The organism is Mesorhizobium sp. M0037 (assembly GCF_040323635.1).
In the GTDB taxonomy this organism is placed as follows: domain Bacteria; phylum Pseudomonadota; class Alphaproteobacteria; order Rhizobiales; family Rhizobiaceae; genus Mesorhizobium.
Map to the genome: position 1 here is coordinate 76,445 of NZ_JAMYVB010000018.1, position 18,618 is coordinate 95,062.

At 64.4% G+C, this 18,618-nt stretch carries 12 protein-coding genes; 6 read left to right on the top strand and 6 right to left on the bottom strand.

Annotated elements, in window-relative coordinates:
• Positions 1-957, bottom strand: a complete 957-nt coding sequence (locus tag NKJ78_RS24235; RefSeq protein WP_352459285.1) for an N-acetylmuramic acid 6-phosphate etherase — start codon at positions 955-957, stop codon at positions 1-3.
• 199 nt (positions 958-1,156) lie between these two features.
• On the opposite strand from NKJ78_RS24235, the gene NKJ78_RS24240 reads away from it, so the two are divergent.
• From NKJ78_RS24240 to NKJ78_RS24265, 6 genes are all read left to right on the top strand, one after another.
• Positions 1,157-2,035: a glucosamine kinase nucleotide-binding domain-containing protein gene (locus tag NKJ78_RS24240; RefSeq protein WP_023668846.1), complete on the top strand. Its 879-nt coding sequence runs from the start codon at positions 1,157-1,159 to the stop codon at positions 2,033-2,035.
• A complete protein-coding gene (locus NKJ78_RS24245) occupies positions 2,032-2,814 on the top strand; it encodes a GntR family transcriptional regulator (protein WP_023732576.1) in 783 nt (260 codons plus the stop codon). The genes NKJ78_RS24240 and NKJ78_RS24245 overlap by 4 nt, the downstream gene beginning before the upstream one ends.
• Complete coding sequence (locus NKJ78_RS24250) at positions 2,811-3,842, top strand: SIS domain-containing protein (protein WP_023684262.1); 1,032 nt, start codon at positions 2,811-2,813, stop codon at positions 3,840-3,842. Before NKJ78_RS24245 ends, NKJ78_RS24250 begins: the two co-directional genes overlap by 4 nt.
• Complete coding sequence (nagA, locus tag NKJ78_RS24255) at positions 3,839-5,014, top strand: N-acetylglucosamine-6-phosphate deacetylase (protein ID WP_352459286.1); 1,176 nt, start codon at positions 3,839-3,841, stop codon at positions 5,012-5,014. The genes NKJ78_RS24250 and nagA overlap by 4 nt, the downstream gene beginning before the upstream one ends.
• Positions 5,015-5,023: 9 nt before the next feature.
• Positions 5,024-6,136 (top strand): NAD(P)/FAD-dependent oxidoreductase, encoded by a 1,113-nt coding sequence (locus NKJ78_RS24260; protein WP_352459287.1) that lies wholly within the window; start codon positions 5,024-5,026, stop codon positions 6,134-6,136.
• Positions 6,137-6,207: 71 nt separating this feature from the next.
• Positions 6,208-8,259, top strand: coding sequence for an ABC transporter ATP-binding protein/permease (locus NKJ78_RS24265; RefSeq protein ID WP_352459288.1), 2,052 nt, complete (start codon positions 6,208-6,210; stop codon positions 8,257-8,259).
• 72 nt (positions 8,260-8,331) lie between these two features.
• Here the strand turns inward: NKJ78_RS24265 and NKJ78_RS24270 are convergent, their stop codons facing one another.
• The 5 genes from NKJ78_RS24270 to NKJ78_RS24290 all read right to left on the bottom strand — a co-directional run bounded on the left by NKJ78_RS24270 (position 8,332) and on the right by NKJ78_RS24290 (position 18,121).
• Positions 8,332-9,843 carry a malonate--CoA ligase gene (locus NKJ78_RS24270; protein ID WP_352459289.1) on the bottom strand — a complete coding sequence of 504 codons (1,512 nt, stop codon included), beginning with the start codon at positions 9,841-9,843 and terminating at the stop codon, positions 8,332-8,334.
• Between the two features lie 229 nt (positions 9,844-10,072).
• Positions 10,073-10,810 carry a GntR family transcriptional regulator gene (locus NKJ78_RS24275; RefSeq protein WP_352459314.1) on the bottom strand — a complete coding sequence of 246 codons (738 nt, stop codon included), beginning with the start codon at positions 10,808-10,810 and terminating at the stop codon, positions 10,073-10,075.
• 494 nt (positions 10,811-11,304) lie between these two features.
• Positions 11,305-11,982 carry a ribulose-phosphate 3-epimerase gene (gene rpe / locus NKJ78_RS24280; RefSeq protein WP_352459290.1) on the bottom strand — a complete coding sequence of 226 codons (678 nt, stop codon included), beginning with the start codon at positions 11,980-11,982 and terminating at the stop codon, positions 11,305-11,307.
• Positions 11,983-12,285: 303 nt separating this feature from the next.
• Positions 12,286-16,158, bottom strand: coding sequence for a DUF7929 domain-containing protein (locus NKJ78_RS24285; protein ID WP_352562655.1), 3,873 nt, complete (start codon positions 16,156-16,158; stop codon positions 12,286-12,288).
• Between the two features lie 10 nt (positions 16,159-16,168).
• Entirely contained in the window at positions 16,169-18,121 is a 1,953-nt protein-coding gene (locus NKJ78_RS24290; protein WP_352459315.1) for an NHL repeat-containing protein, read from the bottom strand.
• Positions 18,122-18,618 lie beyond the last annotated feature (497 nt).

An 18,618-nucleotide genomic window follows, 5' to 3' on the forward strand; every position in this document is an offset into this window, starting at 1 on the left:
CTAGTCTCCCTGTTGACCTTTTTCAGGTTCGGTTTTGAGAACAGGGGCCTTCGCGCCCTTGTTCCCCTCGATCGCGGAAAGGGCTGGCCGCAGCTTCTGGCCGGTCCCTTCCAGTATCTTCTCGGCCGCAACGGCATTGGCAGCGCCGGCGGCGAGCAGAATGGCTGTCTTGACGACGCCGCCGCTCGCTTCGAGCAGCCGCACGGCGTCTTGCCGGTCGCGGCCGCTGATAGCGGCGACGATGCGAGCCGCGCGGTCGCGCAGCTTGATGTTGTCGGCGGTGAGATTGACCATGTAGCCGTCATGGACATGGCCGAGATGAATGGCGGTAAGCGTCGACAGCATGTTGAGCGCGATCTTCTGGGCAGTGCCGGCGCCCATGCGCGTCGAGCCGGCAATCACCTCCGGCGGCGTCTCGAGCAGGATGGCGACGTCGGCCAGCCTGAGCAGGGGCGTGTCCTTGTTGTTGGAAATGGCGATGGTTGCCGCGCCCCGGCTGCGCGCCTCCTTCAGCGCCTGCACCGCATAGGGCGTCGAGCCGCTGGCCGAAATCGCGATCAGGCAGTCGCCCTTGCCGATGCCGGCGCCGGCAATTGCCGTCGAGGCTTCGTCGGTGTCGTCTTCCGGTCCGCCGGCCAGGGTCCTGAAAGCGTCGTCGCCACCGGCGATGAGGATGGCGATGCGTTCGCGCTTGATGCCGAAGGTGCCGGGCAACTCCAGCGCGTCAGCCAGCGCCATCAGGCCGGAGCTGCCGGCCGCAGCATAGGCGAGCTTGCCGCCGCCGTTCAGCCGCCCGGCGATGATTTCGGCTGCGGCGGCGATGGCGGGAATGGCGTCGCGCACAGCCTTGGCGGCCTCGATCTGCGCATTGACCAAAGAAGAAAGGATGGCGTCCGGGGCCTGGATGTCCAGTCCCTCGGCATTGCTGTGAAGCGCTTCGGTGCGCGGTTCGGCCATCCCTATCCCTCCGATGGAAGAACAATACCAAAAAAATACCACTTGTCCACACGCATTAACGAAATTGCGAACTGGAAATCGTTGGGCCGGCGAAATTCCTGGGTTTTTCAACCTGATAGGCCTTAATCTTTTTGAAACGGAAATTAATCCCTTGGCTATTGGTATTTTATTGGTATTATCCGCCCGGAGGAGACATCGCGTGAAATTCGTGCTCGGTATCGACGGCGGCGGCACCAGCTGCAGGGCAGCCCTTGCGACAGGCGATGGCGTTGTCATTGGCCGTGCCAAAAGCGGCGCCGCCAACATCCGCACCGATCTCACCGGCGCTCGCACCCACATCGTCGAGGCTGCTCGTCAGGCCTTCATCGCCGCCGGGCAAGATCCGGACCTGATCCCGCAGACACCAGCCATTCTCGGCCTTGCCGGCGCCAATGTCGGCACCTACCGCCAGCAGCTTGAAGCAATCCTGCCGTTCAGCATCAGCCGCGTCGAGACGGACGCCGAGATCGCGCTCGAAGGGGCAGTCGGCTCTGGTGACGGCGCCATGGCCATCCTCGGCACCGGCACCGCCTATATGGCGCGCAAGGGCGGCACGTCGCGCGCCATCGGCGGCTGGGGCTTTCAGGTCGGTGATCAAGGCAGCGGCGCCCGGATCGGCCGCGACCTGCTGGAGCAGACGCTGCTCGCCCATGACGGCGTCCGGCCGCGCTCAGCCCTGACCGACAGCATGATGGCCATTTTCCGCAACAATCCCGAAGACGTGGTCGAGTTCACCACCAATGCCAAGCCCGGCGATTTCGGCGGCTTCGCGCCCAAGGTTTTCGAGCATGCCGAGAAAGGCGACAGCGTCGCCAACTGGATCGTGGACAAGTCGGTTGCCGATGTCGAGGCGTCGCTCCACGCGCTCGACCTCTCTGATGACGCCCCGCTCTGCCTGCTCGGCGGGTTGGCGCCGCTCTATGGGCCGCGCCTTTCCCAGCGCTACCAGGCGCTGCTGAAAGCGCCGCTCGACGATGCGCTGGGCGGCGCCGTGCAGATGGCGGCCCGCATCTTCGTCAAAGCGGAGGCGACGCGATGAGCGATGCCGCCGACCAGATCTTCGCCACGCTGAGGCAGTCGTCGCAGAGCGGCGCCCCGCTCTACCTGCAGCTCAGGAAAAGCATCGAGGACGCCGTCAATCGCGGCCTGATCGGGCCGGGCGATGCGCTGCCTTCCGAGCGCGACATCGCCACCAAGGCCGACATTTCGCGCGTAACCGTCCGCAAGGCGGTGCAGGACCTAGTCAAGGGCGGTATCCTCGTGCAGCGCCACGGCTCCGGCACCTTCGTCGCGCCGCGCATGGAGCGTGTCGAGCAGTCGCTGTCCAGGCTCACTTCATTCACCGAAGACATGGCAAGGCGCGGCATGGCGGTGCGTTCAGCCTGGCTCGATCGCGGCCTCTACGCGCCCTCGCCCGACGAGATGATGGTGCTCGGCCTGTCCTCGAACGAGCTGGTGGCGCGCGTGGCGCGCCTGCGCATCGCAAACGACACGCCGCTGGCCATCGAGCGCGCCTCGTTGTCGGCCAGCGTGCTGCCGGATCCGGCCGGGATAGGCTCGTCACTCTATGCGGCGCTGCAACTGACCGGCAACCGGCCGGTGCGGGCGGTGCAGCGCATATCGGCCGCCAATCTCGGCGACGCCGATGCGCGTCTGCTCGAAGTGCCATCCGGCATTGCCGGGCTGCACATCGAACGCATTTCCTATCTCGCGAGCGGCAAGGTGATCGAGTTCACCCGCTCCATCTACCGCGGCGATGCCTATGATTTCGTCGCCGAACTGCGCCTGACAGGGCCGAGCGAAGAGGGCCGACCATGATCCCCAAGACCACCCATATGCGGCGCGAGATCGACGAAATTCCGCAAGCCGTCGCTCGCCTGCTCGATGGCTCCGCGGCGGTGCTGACCGAGGCCGGACGCGGCATTCGCGAGCGCGATCCGAGCTTCGTCGTTACCGTCGCGCGCGGTTCGTCCGACCATGCGGCCACCTTCATGAAATATGCCGTCGAACTGACCGCCGGCCTGGCCGTCGCTTCGGTCGGTCCATCGGTCGCCTCGATCTACGGCGCCAAGCTCAAGCTCGCCGGTTCGGCTTGCCTCGCCATCTCGCAATCCGGCAAAAGCCCTGATATCGTCGCCATGGCCGAGACGGCACGAGCCGGCGGTGCGCTCACCGTCGCCATCACCAACACCGCCGATTCGCCGCTGGCGCGGGCTTCGGATTTTGCCATCGACATTCTGGCCGGCCCCGAGCGCAGCGTCGCGGCGACCAAGACATTCGTCAATTCGGCGGTCGCCGGCCTGGCGCTGATGGCGCATTGCACCGGCGACGACAGACTGCTGGCCGCCCTTGCCCGCCTGCCCGAGCATTTCAGCAAGGCGATCGCCTGCGACTGGATGGCGCTGGCCGGCGCATTGGAGACGCCGCAATCGCTGTTCATCCTGGGACGTGGCCCGTCGGCGGCGATGGCCAACGAGGCGGCGCTGAAATTCAAGGAGACCTGCGGCATGCATGCCGAAGCCTACAGTGCAGCCGAAGTCATGCACGGCCCGCTGGCGCTGGTCGGGCCGGGCTTCCCGGTGCTGGCGCTCGCCGCCCGCGATGCCTCCGAGCCGTCCGTGGCCGAGGCTGCCGACAACCTTGCCGGCAAGGGTGCAGCAGTTTTTGTAACCTCGGACAAAGCCAAGAGCGCGGCGCGGCTGCCGCATGTCGCCACCGGTCATCCCTTGACCGACCCGCTGACGCTGATCGTCTCCTTCTACGGCTTCGTCGAAGCCTTCGCCCGCCATCGCGGCCTCGATCCGGACGTACCGCGCAATCTGCGCAAGGTGACGGAAACCGTATGAGCGACCGTTTTGCCCTGACTGGCGCCCGAATTTTCGATGGCGACGACTGGCATGACAACGCCGCCCTTGTCGTGCACGGCGATGTGGTCGAAGGCATTCATCCCGTCGGCGCCATTCCGTCGGGCGTTGCCCGCATCGACGCCGGGGGCGGCATGCTGGTGCCGGGTTTTGTCGACCTGCAGGTCAATGGCGGCGGCGGCGTCATGCTCAACGACCATCCCGATGTCGCCTCGCTGGCAACAATCTGCCGGGCGCATGCGCCGTTCGGCACGACCGCACTGCTGCCGACGCTAATCACAGATACGCCTGACATCACCGCCGCGGCCATTGCCGCCGGCACCGAGGCGGCACGGCAAAAACTGCCGGGATTTCTCGGCCTGCATCTCGAAGGGCCGCATCTCTCCGTCGCCCGCAAGGGCGCGCATGAACCGGCGCTGATCCGGCCGATGACGGATGCGGATGAAGCGGCGCTGGTCGCGGCACGCAAAAACCTGCCGGTGCTGCTGACGACGATAGCGCCTGAATCCGTCGAGCCTGCCCGCGTTGCGGCCTTGGCCAAGGCCGGTGTGATTGTCAGCCTCGGCCATTCCGACACCGGCTACGCCACGGCCAGAGCCTTTGCCGATGCCGGCGCCAGCGTGGTCACACATCTGTTCAACGCCATGAGCCAGATCGGCAACCGTGAGCCGGGGCTGGCGGGTGCGGCCATCGACATAGGCAGTCTGTCGGCCGGGATCATCGCCGACGGCATCCATGTCGATCCCGCCACCATGGCAATCGCGCTGCGCGCCAAGCAGGGGCCGGGCAGGATCGTGCTGGTCACCGACGCCATGGCGACGATCGGCACCGACATGACGTCGTTCACCCTCAACGGCCGCATCATCTATCGCAAGGATGGCAGTCTGCGGCTGGCCGACGGCACGCTGGCCGGCGCCGATCTCGATATGATCTCGGCCGTCCGCTACATGCACAGGATCGTCGGGCTGGACCTGTCGGAATCGTTGCGCATGGCCTCGCTCTATCCGGCGCAGGCGGTCGGCCAGGCCCACCGGCTCGGCCGCTTCGCCAATGGCACGGCTGCCGATATCGTCGCTCTGTCGGACGCCCTCGACGTCAACGGCGTCTGGATCGGCGGCGACAAGGTTTTTGCAGGCGCGGACAGTCCGCGCTAAAGTCCACCCATGCATGATGTCGACTGCGTTGTCGCCGGAGCCGGTGTTGTCGGCCTCGCCATTGCCCGCGCGCTGGCGCTGTCGGGCCGCGAGGTGCTGGTGGTCGAGAAGGCCGCAGCCATCGGCACGGGCACCAGTTCGCGCAATTCGGAAGTCATCCATGCCGGGCTTCATTATACGCCGGGCAGCCTGAAGGCCCGTCTCTGCGTCAACGGCCGCGAGCGTCTCTATGCCTATTGCCGCGAGCACGACGTCGCCCATCATCGCACCGGCAAACTGATCGTTGCCGTCGAACCCGACCAGTTGGACAAACTGCAGGCGATCCAGATCAACGCGGCGCAATGCGGAGTCGGTGACCTCAAGCTTTTGACGCGCGCAGAGGCCGAAAGCCTGGAACCGGCGCTCAGCTGCGCCGGCGCGCTGCTGTCGCCGTCAACCGGCATCGTCGACAGCCAGGCGCTGATGCTGTCATTGCGTGGAGACGCGGAAGCGGCCGGCGCATCTTTCGCCTTGCTCACCGTTGTCTCAGGCGCGAGCATCGAAGCCGACGGCATCCGGATCGACACGCGCGACGCCGATGGCGAGGGTTTCACCTTGAAGACCGGCGCCTTCATCAACGCCGCCGGCCTCGACGCGCAGGCGCTCGCCGGCCGCATCGAAGGCCTCCCGCAAGACCGTGTTCCGCCGCTGTGGCTGGCGCGCGGCAATTATTTCGCGCTTTCCGGCCGCTCGCCCTTTTCGCGGCTGATCTATCCGGTGCCGGTCCATGGCGGCCTCGGCGTGCACCTGACCCTCGACATGTCGGGGAGCGCGCGCTTTGGCCCAGATGTCGAATGGATCGATCGCGTCGACTATACCGTCGATCCCGCACGAGGCGCTGCGTTCTACGACGAAATCAGGCGCTACTGGTCCGGCCTGGCGGATGGCGCCCTGCAACCGGCCTATGCCGGTGTCAGGCCGAAACTGTCGGGTCCGGGACAGCCGGCCGCCGACTTCGTCATCCGGGGACCGGCTGACCACGGGGACGGCCAGATCGTCAATCTGTTCGGCATCGAGAGCCCTGGCCTTACCGCCAGCCTCGCCATCGCAGAACATGTCGTTGGGCTTTTATATCCGCAATGACGGGCGTTCCTGAAACGTCGGGCAGGCGCATACCATGAAACCTTTTGATATGGAGGTCGTTGTCGGGGCATATGTCCGAGGCAAAACCCAAATCGAAACCGGCCGACGGTGTCGGAGCGCGCGATGCCACGAAGTCGCGTCGGGAAAAGCCGTCACGGCAAACGCGCGGAGATGGACCGCGCGAGGACACGCCGCGCGAGAAAAAAGCATCGGCCGCCGAAGCCACGTCCGAGCCCGTTGGCGAGGCTGCGCCGCCGCCGGATGCCGTCGAACCCGATCCCAAGCTGACGCCTGAGCAGGCCGAGCAGGCGCGCAAGAAATATCTGCTGCGGCGTTTCTGGATCAGCGGGCGCGGCTATTGGGGGAGGCATGGCGACAAGCTCGCCTGGCCTTTGACGATCGGAGTGCTGCTGCTGATCTGCATCAACATCGGTTTCCAGTATGGCATCAATGTCTGGAACCGCTCGATGTTCGATGCCCTCGAGCAGCGCAACGCCCGCACAGTCTATCTCCTCAGCGCCGTATTCGTGCCGCTGGTGATCTGCAGCGGCAGCCTTGTCGTCGCGCAGGTCTACCTGCGCATGACGATCCAGCGCCGCTGGCGTTCCTGGCTGACCACCGGGGTCGTCGCGCGCTGGCTGGCAAACGGCCGCTACTACCAGCTGAACCTCGTGGGCGGCGACCACCAGAACCCCGAGGCCCGCATGACCGAGGATCTGCGCATCGCCACCGAGTCGCCGGTCGATTTCACCGCCGGCGTCCTCAACGCGTTCTTGTCGGCCTCGACCTTTATCGTCGTGCTGTGGACCATCGGTGGCGCGCTCACCCTGCCGGTTGGCGGTGAGAGCATCACCATTCCCGGCTTTCTGGTCATCACCGCGATCATCTATGCCGCCATAACCTCGACCTCGATGGTGGTCATCGGCCGCGATTTCGTCCAGCTCTCCGAGCGGAAGAACCAGGCGGAGGCCGAACTGCGCTACACGCTGACGCGTGTGCGCGAAAACGGCGAGAGCATCGCCTTGCTGGGCGGCGAGGACGAGGAGCGCAGCGGCATCGACAGAAATTTCGGCCACGTGCTGAGGCAATGGGCTCTGCTGACCGGACAGCACATGCGCACGGCGGCGGTGTCGCAGGGATCGAGCCTGTTTGCGCCGGTCGTGCCGATCCTTTTGTGCGCGCCAAAATTCCTCGAAGGCTCGATGACGCTTGGCGAGGTGATGCAGGCGGCGTCTGCCTTTGGCATCGTGCAAGGCGCGTTCGGCTGGCTGGTCGACAACTATCCGCGCCTAGCCGACTGGAACGCCTCCGCGCGGCGCATTGCCTCGCTGATGATGTCGCTCGACGGGCTCGAGCGCGCCGAGCAGAGCGATGCGCTCGGACGCATCAACCGGGGCGAAGCGGAAGACGGCGCCATCCTCAGCCTCGACAATCTTTCCGTGACACTCGACGACGGCACCTCCGTGGTCAAGGAAACCGAGGTCGTGATCGAGCCGGGCGAGCGGGTGCTGGTTTCAGGCGAATCCGGTTCAGGCAAGTCGACGCTGGTGCGGGCCGTCGCGGGCCTGTGGCCATGGGGCGGCGGCAGCGTCAATTTCCACACCGACAGGCGCCTGTTCATGCTGCCGCAACGCCCCTACATCCCTTCCGGAACGCTTCGCCGCGCGGTCGCCTATCCCGCGGCGGCGGACAAGTGGACCATCAAGCAAATCAAGGCTGCCCTCGACAAGGTGGGGCTTGGCTATCTCACCGGCAGGATCAAGGAAGAGGCGCCATGGGACCAGACGCTATCGGGCGGCGAAAAGCAACGCCTCGCCTTCGCGCGCCTGCTGCTGCATCGCCCCGATATCGTGGTGCTGGATGAAGCGACTTCGGCGCTCGACGAGAAGAGCCAGGACACGATGATGTTGACGGTGATCCGCGAACTGCCTGACGTCACCATCGTCAGCGTGGCGCATCGTGCGGAGCTCGAAGCCTTCCACAGCCGCAAGATCACCCTGGAGCGGCGCGAGGGCGGCGCCAAGCTCGTCAGCGACGTCGACCTCATCCCGCGCAAGCGCAAACGCAGCCTGCTGAACCGCGCTTTGTGGGGTTCCAGCACTCGGGTGAAAAAGCCCAGGTAAAAGGCGCCACTGCCGAACCGCGAACAGATGTCCAGGCGAAGCGCTTGGGCAAAGACAGTAGCCGGCTATGGATTAGCCGTAGAGACCCTTGTAGGTCTCGCGCAGCAGGTTCTTCTGCACCTTGCCCATCGTGTTGCGCGGCAGCTCATCGACGAAGATCACCTGCTTCGGGTGCTTGTATTTGGCCAGTTGGCCGGCAATGGCGCCAACGATCTCGGCCCCGGTGATCTGCGATGCCGGCGCCCGCACCACGACAGCGGTGACGCCTTCGCCGAAATCGGGATGGGCAATTCCGATGACGGCACTTTCCAAGACGCCAGCAACCGCGTCGATCTCGCTCTCGATCTCCTTGGGATAGATGTTGTAGCCGCCGGAGATAATGAGATCCTTGCCGCGGCCGACGATGTGGACGTAGCCGTCCGCGTCGATGATGCCGAGGTCGCCGGTGATGAAGAAGCCGTCCTTGCGAAACTCCGCCTTGGTTTTTTCCGGCATGCGCCAATAGCCGGAAAAGACATTCGGACCTTTGACCTCGATCATGCCGACTTCACCCTGGCCAAGCGCATCGCCGCTGTCAGGGTCGGCGATGCGCAGCGAAACGCCGGGCAGCGGGAAGCCGACCGTGCCGGCGCGACGCTCGCCCTCATAGGGGTTCGACGTGTTCATGTTGGTCTCGGTCATACCGTAGCGCTCGAGAATGGCGTGGCCGGTGCGCTCGCGCCAAGCCTTGTGCGTTTCGGCGAGCAGCGGCGCCGAGCCGGAAACGAACAGGCGGATGTTCTTCGCCGCCTGGGCATCCAGCCCGTCCTGCTGCAAGAGCCTGGTATAGAAGGTCGGCACGCCCATCAGCACTGTCGCGCGGGGCAAGAGCGAGACGATGCGGCCAGCGTCGAATTTCCGCTCGAACAGCATCGAGGCTCCGGCCATCAGGGTGACATTGGTGGCGACGAACAGGCCATGCGTGTGGAAGATAGGCAACGCGTGGATCAGCACGTCATCCCCGTTGAAACGCCATTGCTCGACCAGTACGCGCGCATTGGAGGCCAGGTTTTCATGGCTGAGCATGGCGCCCTTGGAGCGTCCGGTGGTGCCGGATGTGTAAAGGATTGCGGCCAGATCGTCCGGCCCGCGCGCCACGGCGTCGAAATCCGTGGGCTGTTGTGCCGCCAGTTCGGTCAGCGAGCCCTCACCATTGCTGCCAAGCGTGACGGTGGCAGCACCCGACGCCTGCGCCAGGGGCGCGATAGCGCCGGCGCGGGCCGGGTCGCAGACGACCAGCCGCGGCTCGGCATCGCCGAAGAAATAGCCGAGTTCGGCCAGCGTGTAGGCGGTGTTGAGCGGCAGGAAGACCGCGCCGGCGCGCAGGCAGGCTAGGTAAAGGAAAATGCATTCGGGGCTTTTTTCGACCTGTACGGCAACGCGGTCGCCCGGCTCGACGCCGAAATGCCTCAGCGCATGTGCCAGCTGTGCCGATTGCGCCAGCGTGTCGCCATAGGCGATCGCGCGTCCGTCATCGGTCGACATCAGGATGCGCTTGGAGGCTGAAATCCGGCTGCGGAACGCGTCGAGCAGGTGATTGGTCATGCGCATTTCCTAGAGATGGTGCCGAAAAGTGTGAAGCGGTTTCGGAGGACATCATGCTCTATCCCTTTGATTTAAAGCCGGATGGCCTTGGAACAAAGGAAACGATTTCGCCTCCGTCCGGCAAAAACGTGAAATCGGGTTTGCCGCCGATCAGATGAAGGCAAGCGGACTTGGATAGCGGGCGATTTTGGATAGCGGGCGGATTTTGGATAGCGGACCGGAAGCGCTTCTATCTGCGGCTGCGCAGCGCCTTGGTGGCGCTCACGCGTGGATCGCCGCTTTCGTTGAAGCGCTCCATGCACATGGCTGCCGTCAGACGGTAGTGGTTGAGGAGGGCTTCAACGGCGCCGTCGGCATCGCCATCCACCGTGCGCTCCGCAATCAGCCGATGTTCACTGATTTCGTCGCGCTCGCTGCCGTCCTGGGAGATCAGCCGGTAACGGGAGGCCTGATCCGAAAGCTGTTCGCAAAAGCCGGTCAGCCAATGCGAGCGGCAGCCTGCGATCAGTGCCCGATGGAAGGCGCGGTGCAGCTTTTCCCATTCCGGATTGTTCGAGGACGGATCCTCCGGCAAGCGGCGCGGGGCACGCGCCAGGCGATGCAAGGCCAGCACGAGCTGCTCTTCCCATTCGCCGGTGCGGTTGGCAATGGATTCACGCAGCGCCCGCTCTTCCAGCCAGCAGCGGGTGCGCGTCAATTCCTCGAGTTCCGGGGCACTGACCGGCATGATGAAGAAACCGCGCTGGTCGTGGCGGCCGAGCAGGCCTTCCGAAGCAAGTCGGTTGAGGGCCTCGCGAACCGGTGAGGCGCCGGCGCCGTAACGGGAAACCACCCATTCGACACGAAGCTTGCTTTCAGTTTCAAACACGCCGCGCAGGAGATCGTCGCGAAGCTGTTGATAGACCGTACTAGCGAGTGTGCTCTTGGGTCCCGCGCCTTCGCTCACATCGGCAGATCCGTAGGTCAATCTCACTCCTGTAGCTTTCCCATGCTCCGCTAGCCCGTTCGCGAAGCAAACGATTTCCCCTGTAAATTTACTGTAACTCCTAAGGCATCCGCCCCTCAAGCGAAAGATCACGATATTCGACTTAAAGAGGAAGGTTGACCGCATCTTATCCGCCGGAAGTAACTAAAATCGTGAAAAACTGGTTCTTCTGAAGAAAGTTTGTCTCCCAGCATGGCAGGCGCCCTCGAGAAACAGCTTCGAGATCCCGAATACGGATAATTTTTTCTTAACGCGCGTCATGCCGCCGGATTGACCTCTCCCCGCATGCAGATCCCTTCGGCAGTTATCCACTAGATTTATGGGCCAAAACTAGTGCCGGATGCCGCGATCCTGTCGCGTGCCGCGATGCCCTTGCGGCTGCCACCCGTTGACGGCTTTTTGGGAGATCGAAGGATCAGGCAGGGAGATCAGGCCGAGGAGAACCGACCAGCCGGGAACTTGCCCTGGAACTGATGTCAGCCGGCAGCCCGGTCGGCCGCGGTTCGGATGGCTTCTATATTGGCCCGGTAGGCTTCGACGCTGCCACCCTTGAAGATGGCGGCGCCCGCCACCAGCACATCGGCGCCGGCTGATGTGACCAGGGGGGCGGTTTCCGGCGACACGCCGCCGTCGATCTCGATGCGAATCGGCCGGTTGCCGATCAGCGCTTTCACCCGCTTGACCTTGTCGACCATGGCCGGGATGAAGGCCTGGCCGCCAAAGCCCGGATTGACGGTCATGATCAGGATCAGGTCAAGCCGGTCGAGCACATATTCGATCGCACTTTCCGGCGTCGCCGGATTGAGCGATACGCCGGCCTTCTTGCCGTGACCCTTGATGGTCTGAAGCGAGCGGTCGAGATGCGGTCCGGCCTCGGCATGCACGGTCATGCCGTCGCAGCCGGCATCGGCAAAGGCGGCCAGATAAGGATCGGCCGGCGCAATCATCAAATGGCAGTCGAAAAAGGCCTTGGTGCGGTTGCGGATGGCCTTGATCACCGGCGGGCCGAAGGTGATGTTGGGCACGAAATGCCCGTCCATCACGTCGAGATGGATCCAGTCGGCGCCGGCCGCCGCCACCGCCTCGACCTCGTCGCCGAGCTTCGAGAAATCCGACGCCAGCACCGATGGCGCGATCAGGGTCTTCCTGCTCATGATGCGGCCCCTTCGGGCGCCCTGTTTGCGGGCGCGGCCTTGACGACTGCTAGAGCAATTCCAGGAAAAGTGGGAACGGCTTTTCGTCCGGAATTGCGTGAAAACAAAGAGATAGAGCGGTTCGACGTTTCCACGAAACGATGAACTGCTCTAGACCATGATCCCGAAAAGGGAAAGTCGGTATTTGCTGCGCCCGGCAGCGGGTTCGGCGAATACCTGGCCGCCTGATCGCCGCAGCGCGCCAAGGAAAAAACCCGCCGGATCGCACCGGCGGGGTTCTGACTTTTGACTCGTATTCAGATCCTATGGCTTGAAGTTGGCCGCCGGATCCCTTTGCGGCTGTACCTGCGTCTGCGGCGTGCGCTTCGGTATGAACTGCTGAAGGACACCTGGATTGAGCAACAGGGTCGGGTCGAGCGACGGCTGCTGCCGGATGGCTCTGCAGTTCGGGAACCGACCAACGGTGCCTTCGGGGCAGCGCCGCCTGATGATCGGCACGCACTGGCCGCCGACCATCTGCGAGCCCGGGGCGCAGTCTCCCACCTGCGGCCTCGGCTTGCGGCATGCGCCGTCGATCACCTGGGTGCCGCGCGGGCAAACACACTCGCCGCGCTTGTTGTGCACCTGGCCGCGTATGTCGCACTGTTCCAGCACAGGCTTCTTCTGCCGGCAGGCATTGCCTTGCACCTCGGTACCCCGCGGGCAGACACAATTGCCGTTGGCGTCGTGGACCTGGCCGCGGATCGAGCACTGCTCGGGCTTCGGCCGGATCGGCCGGCAGACCTTGCCCCTGACTTCTGTGCCGTCCGGGCAGACGCAATCGCCATTGGCGTTTTGGATCTGACCACGGATCGAGCATTGTTCAGGCTTTGGCCGGATCGGCCGGCAGGCTCCATTGCGCACCTCTGTCCCACGCGGGCAGACACAATCGCCATCGGCGTCATGAACCTGGCCGCGTATGCTGCACTCCTGAGGCTTCTGCTTGTCGCGCACGCAGGCGTTTGCCTGTCGGTCGAGATGCGTACCTTCCGGGCAGTAGCAGCCATTGCCGTCCGACGTCGGGACCGAACCGGGGATGGTGCAGCCAGGCTTGTCGGTCTTGACGCAAGCGCCGTTCTCAAGCTCGGTTCCGCGCGGGCAGACACAGCGTCCATCCTCGGTGCGGATCTGGCCCTTGAGCAGCACGCAGGGCCTTGGATCCTTCGGCTGGTTGATGACGCCGCCGTCGGGCGAGCACTGGCCGTTGCGGAACGTCGTGCCTTCCGGACACACGCACCGACCGGCATCGTTCATGACGAACCCCGGCGAGCATTCCTTCTTCACCTCGCGCTTGATGGTGAAGGGATGGCAGGCATAGGCCTTGCCTCGATCCCCCTGGATATTGGTCAGGTCGCCGGGCAGTACGTCGCCGCCGCCTTGCACCCTGGTGTCGGGAGACAAGACGCCGACGCAGTTCCGGCCGCTGACGTTGCCCCGCAGATTGCCCAGGGGAGCGTCGGGAAGGACCACCGTGACCTTGTGCACATGGCTTTCCCCGGCGCCGAGCGTCAGATTGGCAATGCAGGTCAACGGCAAGGTCGTCGGTTCGGGCGAGCAGCCGAAGGGCGGTTCGATCGAGGTGATCGCGACGCCTTGCAGCCGCCCCAGCCCGTCCACCCCGATCGCATCGCCGATGCGGACCGGACCGGAGAAGGCGGTTTGGCCATCATTGGTGATGGTGATCTCGAACGAGCAGGGTTGCCCCGGCTGGCACTCGGCATCGCCGGTCTTCTTGACGCTGACGGTGGACGTGCCGCCGCCCTTGGCGCAGGCCTGGCCGATCGGGTAGACGACGTCGTCTCCAGGGGCCGGGCCATACGAGCCGCGTGCGCAGTTTTCGAGCGCGCCATTGGCCGAGACCGTCACGTCGAAGTGCCTGGAGGTTCCGGGTGTCATCGCGGCGCCGGGTATCTGGCATGACAGCGCATTGGCCGGAACCGCTCCGCAGGCCCATTCCGCGCCGTCGGGGGTGACGGTCTGGATCTGGACCGGCGCGCCACCCGATATCAGCGTGGCAGCATCGTTGACCCGCACCGGACCGGCGGGGGCAGAGGTGCCAAGGCTGATGACGGTGATGCGGCAGGAAACCACCGCCGCGCCGGCGAGCGAGCCATTGCAGACTTTGGTGATGCGTAGGGTCGGCTTGCCGCCATTGGGATGACGGAAGCGTTCCTTGGCGCAGGCCTTGTTGTTGGTGAGGTCGACCTCACCGGGGACGGGCTTCAGCGCCGCGCAGTTCTCGACCGAATCCGACTGGTAGCCGGCCGGCATGACCGCCTTGACGACGATCGGCGTCGAGGCGCCCGGCATCAGCACGATGCCGGCATTGTCGCAGCGGAACTGGCCGGGACCGTTCGGTCCGCATGTCCAGGGCGGAGACGGGCCGAAGGTCGAAGAGGCCGGCGCGCCGCCCGGGTAATTGTCGATAACCGTCAGCGGCCCATTATAGGGGACGCTGCCATTGTTGATGATGTCGATCACGAAGTAGCAGATGCCGTCGGGCGTGCAGACCGGGATGCGGGCACGCTTCTTCAGGATCAGGTCGACCTTCTTGTCGACCGGGGGCCGGCAATCGCGGTCGCGGTCGCCACGCCGGCAGATCGGGATCGAGGCACAGCCGCGATCGTTCTGCTGGCTGCCGAACAGCGGCTTGCCGCTGGCGCCGTAATTATAGGTGGCGCAGTTGCGCAACGCGCTGCCTTGCCAACCACCCGCCGGCTTGAAGCCGAGCTTAAGGTTGATGGAGGCCCCCGGATTGAGCGTGGTCACCGGATAGGTGCACGTCATCGGGGTCACGCCGGGCATGCATACCCAGGGCGGATTGGGCCCTGAATCCAGAGTCGAGCCGGCCGGCAGCGTCACCTCGTCGAGCACGATCTTGCCGTGATACGGCCCGTCGCCGACATTGGTGACCTTGATGGTGAAGTCGCAGCCGCCGCCCATCGTGCAACGCGTCACGTCGGCGCGTTTCTCGACCTTCAGGTCCGGTTCCTTGTCCTTGGGGGGACATCTCAAGTCACGCGGGATGACGATGTCGATGGTCTGCGTGCAGCATAGTCCCCAACCCTCCTTCGGGCCGGCATAGGTCTCGATGCCGGTGACGATGAGGTGGATGACGTCGCCGGGCGATGCACCGACGATCTTCCAGTTCAGCACACCGCCGCCCGCCGGCACCAATTGCGTGTCGGGGATGATGGTGATGCCTGGGGTCGTCGTCGATACCTGCACCCATTTGCCGCCCATCTCCGGGCCGACAGGCATGTGGTAGATGAACGCGCCGCCGCCTTGCACGCAATCGACCGTGCCGCGCTCCACCTTGAAACATTCCCGGTCGGGAGGCGGAGGCCGCTTGTCACAGTTGGTGAGGTCGATCTTGATCGAGGTCTTGGCCCCGGTCTTGTAGTCGCCGTCGTCGGGCTTGCCCGGATCCTGCGACGGGATGATGGCCCCCGTGCCGACGCCCGGCGTCACCTTGATCATGCCCTGGTTGTCGACGATGGTCGGCGAAGGAAACGCCGCATGGTCGATCTTGGCGGTGATCTTGAAATTGATGACGCGTTCATTGCCAGCCCCAGCGCCGTCGAGATCGGTGGTGGAAATCCGGAAATCGGAAACCGTTGCCGTATCGTTCGGATTAGCCGAGGTGCTGATTGTCGCACCCGGCAGCGGTCCGCCAGACGCATCCGTGCCGTCGCCGGACACGTTGACGTTGACGATCGCAAGACCGTGCGGAAGCTGATCCTTGAAGTCGAGTTGGAGTTTCTTCAGCCTGGCCGAAAAGCTTGGGTCGGCAAAGCCTTGCGAGTCGCCGCGCAGGCCAAAGCTCAGGGAGTAGACGACGTAGTCGCAGCTCCTCTGTGTGCCTGTTTTGGTGAAGAACGGCACGATCCGTTCCGGCCTCGGATTGACGATTTTTGAATTGTCGAGGTCGAGCCGCAGTTCCGGAGTGATCGGGACTGCATCTTCGGCGTGGCTTGCGACAGGTGTGAACATGGCGACCGCGATACCGGCCGCCATCAGCCAGCGCGCGCCGCGCCTGGCATATGACAGGGGTTTCATGATGGTCTCCATGACGGTTGGCTGCTTGCCGGTGGATTGACTGCTGTTCGCGGTCGGGGAAAGTGCGAGATTTTTCATCTTCCCCTCCTCAACGTTCGCAGCTGACGGCTGGGGTTCTGAGCGGCAAAGTCATCTTGCAGCAAGGGTAGTAGCCACCCTTGTCCTTGTCGGACTGCCTGTAGAAGCAAAGTCCAACATCGACTCTGTCGCCCGGAGAATGGCCGGTGATGTCGACCGTGTAAGGCTTACCGGGAGCATGCGACTGGGGTGATGTCACCCCGACGCCTGGTGTCATGGACTGGACCTTGATCGAATCGCCGCCAAAGCCGGCATGGTCATGGAGATAGAGGTCGGCCTGGAGGCCGCGAGGCGTGCAGTAGAACTGAACATCCTCGACATCGATGCACGGAGGCAGATCGCCGGGCGGTGGGAAGCCCGGCGGATAGAACGGCGGCAGATAACCGCCTGGGATCTCTTCATAATAGCCGGCACGGCCGTCGCAGGGGTGCCAGACCTCGACGTCGCCGACATGGCCTTCCACTTCTGGGTCTTCGAAATAGCCGTCGAAGTCGACGAACCACGAGCCGAAAGGCGGCACGTTGGCCGGCTTGACCAACGGCGTCGGCGTGATCTGCACGCCGTGCACGGCAAGCGGCCCGCCGGCGGCGAGCTGGTCGGCAAGTGTCGGGTTGTCGCGCAGCTTGTCGCCGGTGTTGACCAGCGTGTCGGTGCACACGCCGGTGTCGAGATTGCCGTCGGCGTCATAGCCATATTGCAGGTCGAGCCCACCGGCCGACTGCCGGTTGCCTTGCGGGAAGCCGACCGCATATTCCTGCGGCTCTTCCACCCAGACCGATTCCGTCGCCGGATCGTCCGGGTTTTCGCGCCAGTAGCGGATGACCTCGCCCTTGCCGGAATCGGCGAACTGGCTGTAATCGTAGCGATTCTCGACCGGGCCGCGCTGCGCCAGATACATGAAGCCCTGGTTGTCGAAGGCGATGTCGGTGACGGCGTAGTCCTTGTCGGCCTTGACCGTCAGCTCCCAGCGCGGATCACCGGCAAAGCTGCCATCGCGGGCAATGCCAACCGACCAGATCTCGGCCTTTTCGCCGACCGAATAATAGATCCGGCCGCCATGATAGGCGACGGACCAGACGCGGCGTTCGTCCTGCGTGTAGCCCCATGTGTCGGGGTCTTCCGAGTCGAAGGCAGCACCCTGTATGTCCATCACCGCACCGTCATCGGCGACGGGAGCCAGCCCATGCGCCGGCCGCCCGGCAACGCCGTGATCGAATGTGTCGATCAGCGTGCCGTTGGCGTCGAGGCGGTGGATGAAGCCGGTGTCGAGGTCGCTGGCGAAGAACTCGCGGTGATTGCTGTCGAAGCTGATGTCGCCGATGCCGGAACCGCTGTTGGTGTCAATGTCGGCGAATTTGGAGACCGCGCCGGTGATGCCGTCGATCTTCCAGATCGTGCCCGGACCGCCACCGCTTTCGGTGCCGAACTGGCCGTCCATGAAGACGGCGCCCGCGGTTCCGCGGCGCTGTCGCTCGGGCCGACCGTCGGCATCTTCGTCCGGGGTGACGATACGGATGCCGTGCAGCGAGGTCGCGCCGGCATAGAGGTTGGGGACGCCCGTGGGAACGCCGTCGCGCACACCGTCATCATAGGTAATGGCGAACACCTGGCCGATCTGTTCGGCCGTCACCTCGAAAGGCGGCGGCGTGTAGACGAGCTGGCCGGAAGCCGGTCCGCCGAGCGCCGAAACGTCGAAGACGCGCAAGGTGGCGCGCGTCGTGTCGATGAAGGTTTCGTCGACCGGGTCGACGCCGGGCGGCAGCCCCCCCCTTTCGGAATCGGCAGAGTCGAAATTGGGAATGACGGTGCCGGAAAATCCGGTGACCGCCATCGAGCCGGGATAGACGATCTGGGTTTCCTGCGCTTGGGCGGCTGTGCCCAACCAGAGCGTGGCGCTCAGCGCCAGGGCAAGCAAACCGCCGCCCAGATCGAGCGAACGGCGGAAACCGCTTGGAAACGACATGGACGCGCCGCGATCGCAGGACATAAAACTCCCCCCGAAGTTTTCGGGAGGAACATCCGGTGCGGCCGCGCGAAACAGGGCAAGGCGCGGCGTTCCGGCACGTTCGTCCCTGATCGAATTGTCTGCTTTCCTCATCTTCACGATACGCCTGCTCCTGCGCAGGGTCAACGGAATCAGCCGAAAGCCCAGCGCATCGACTCCATCCCGAAGGCGGTGGTCGCGCTGAGCTTGCGTTGGTCCCGGAGACCGTGGAGCCTCTGGGGTCCTGGTCATGGGGCATCCTTTCCGGCCCGCACCATGCGGCGCCTGGTCGTCAGTCGCAGGCTGGAGCAGAAAGGTTCATGCAAAACGGCGGCCGGGTCTGTCCGCCATTTCACAGAGGCGCGGCTAATTCCTTGTGTCAACTCAAGGTGGAAAACAGTCTTGGCGCGCGAAAGACCGGCCGGCTTACTTACCGTCAGTGCCGGCTTCTGCTAGCGTCTTCCCAACCCTGGGGG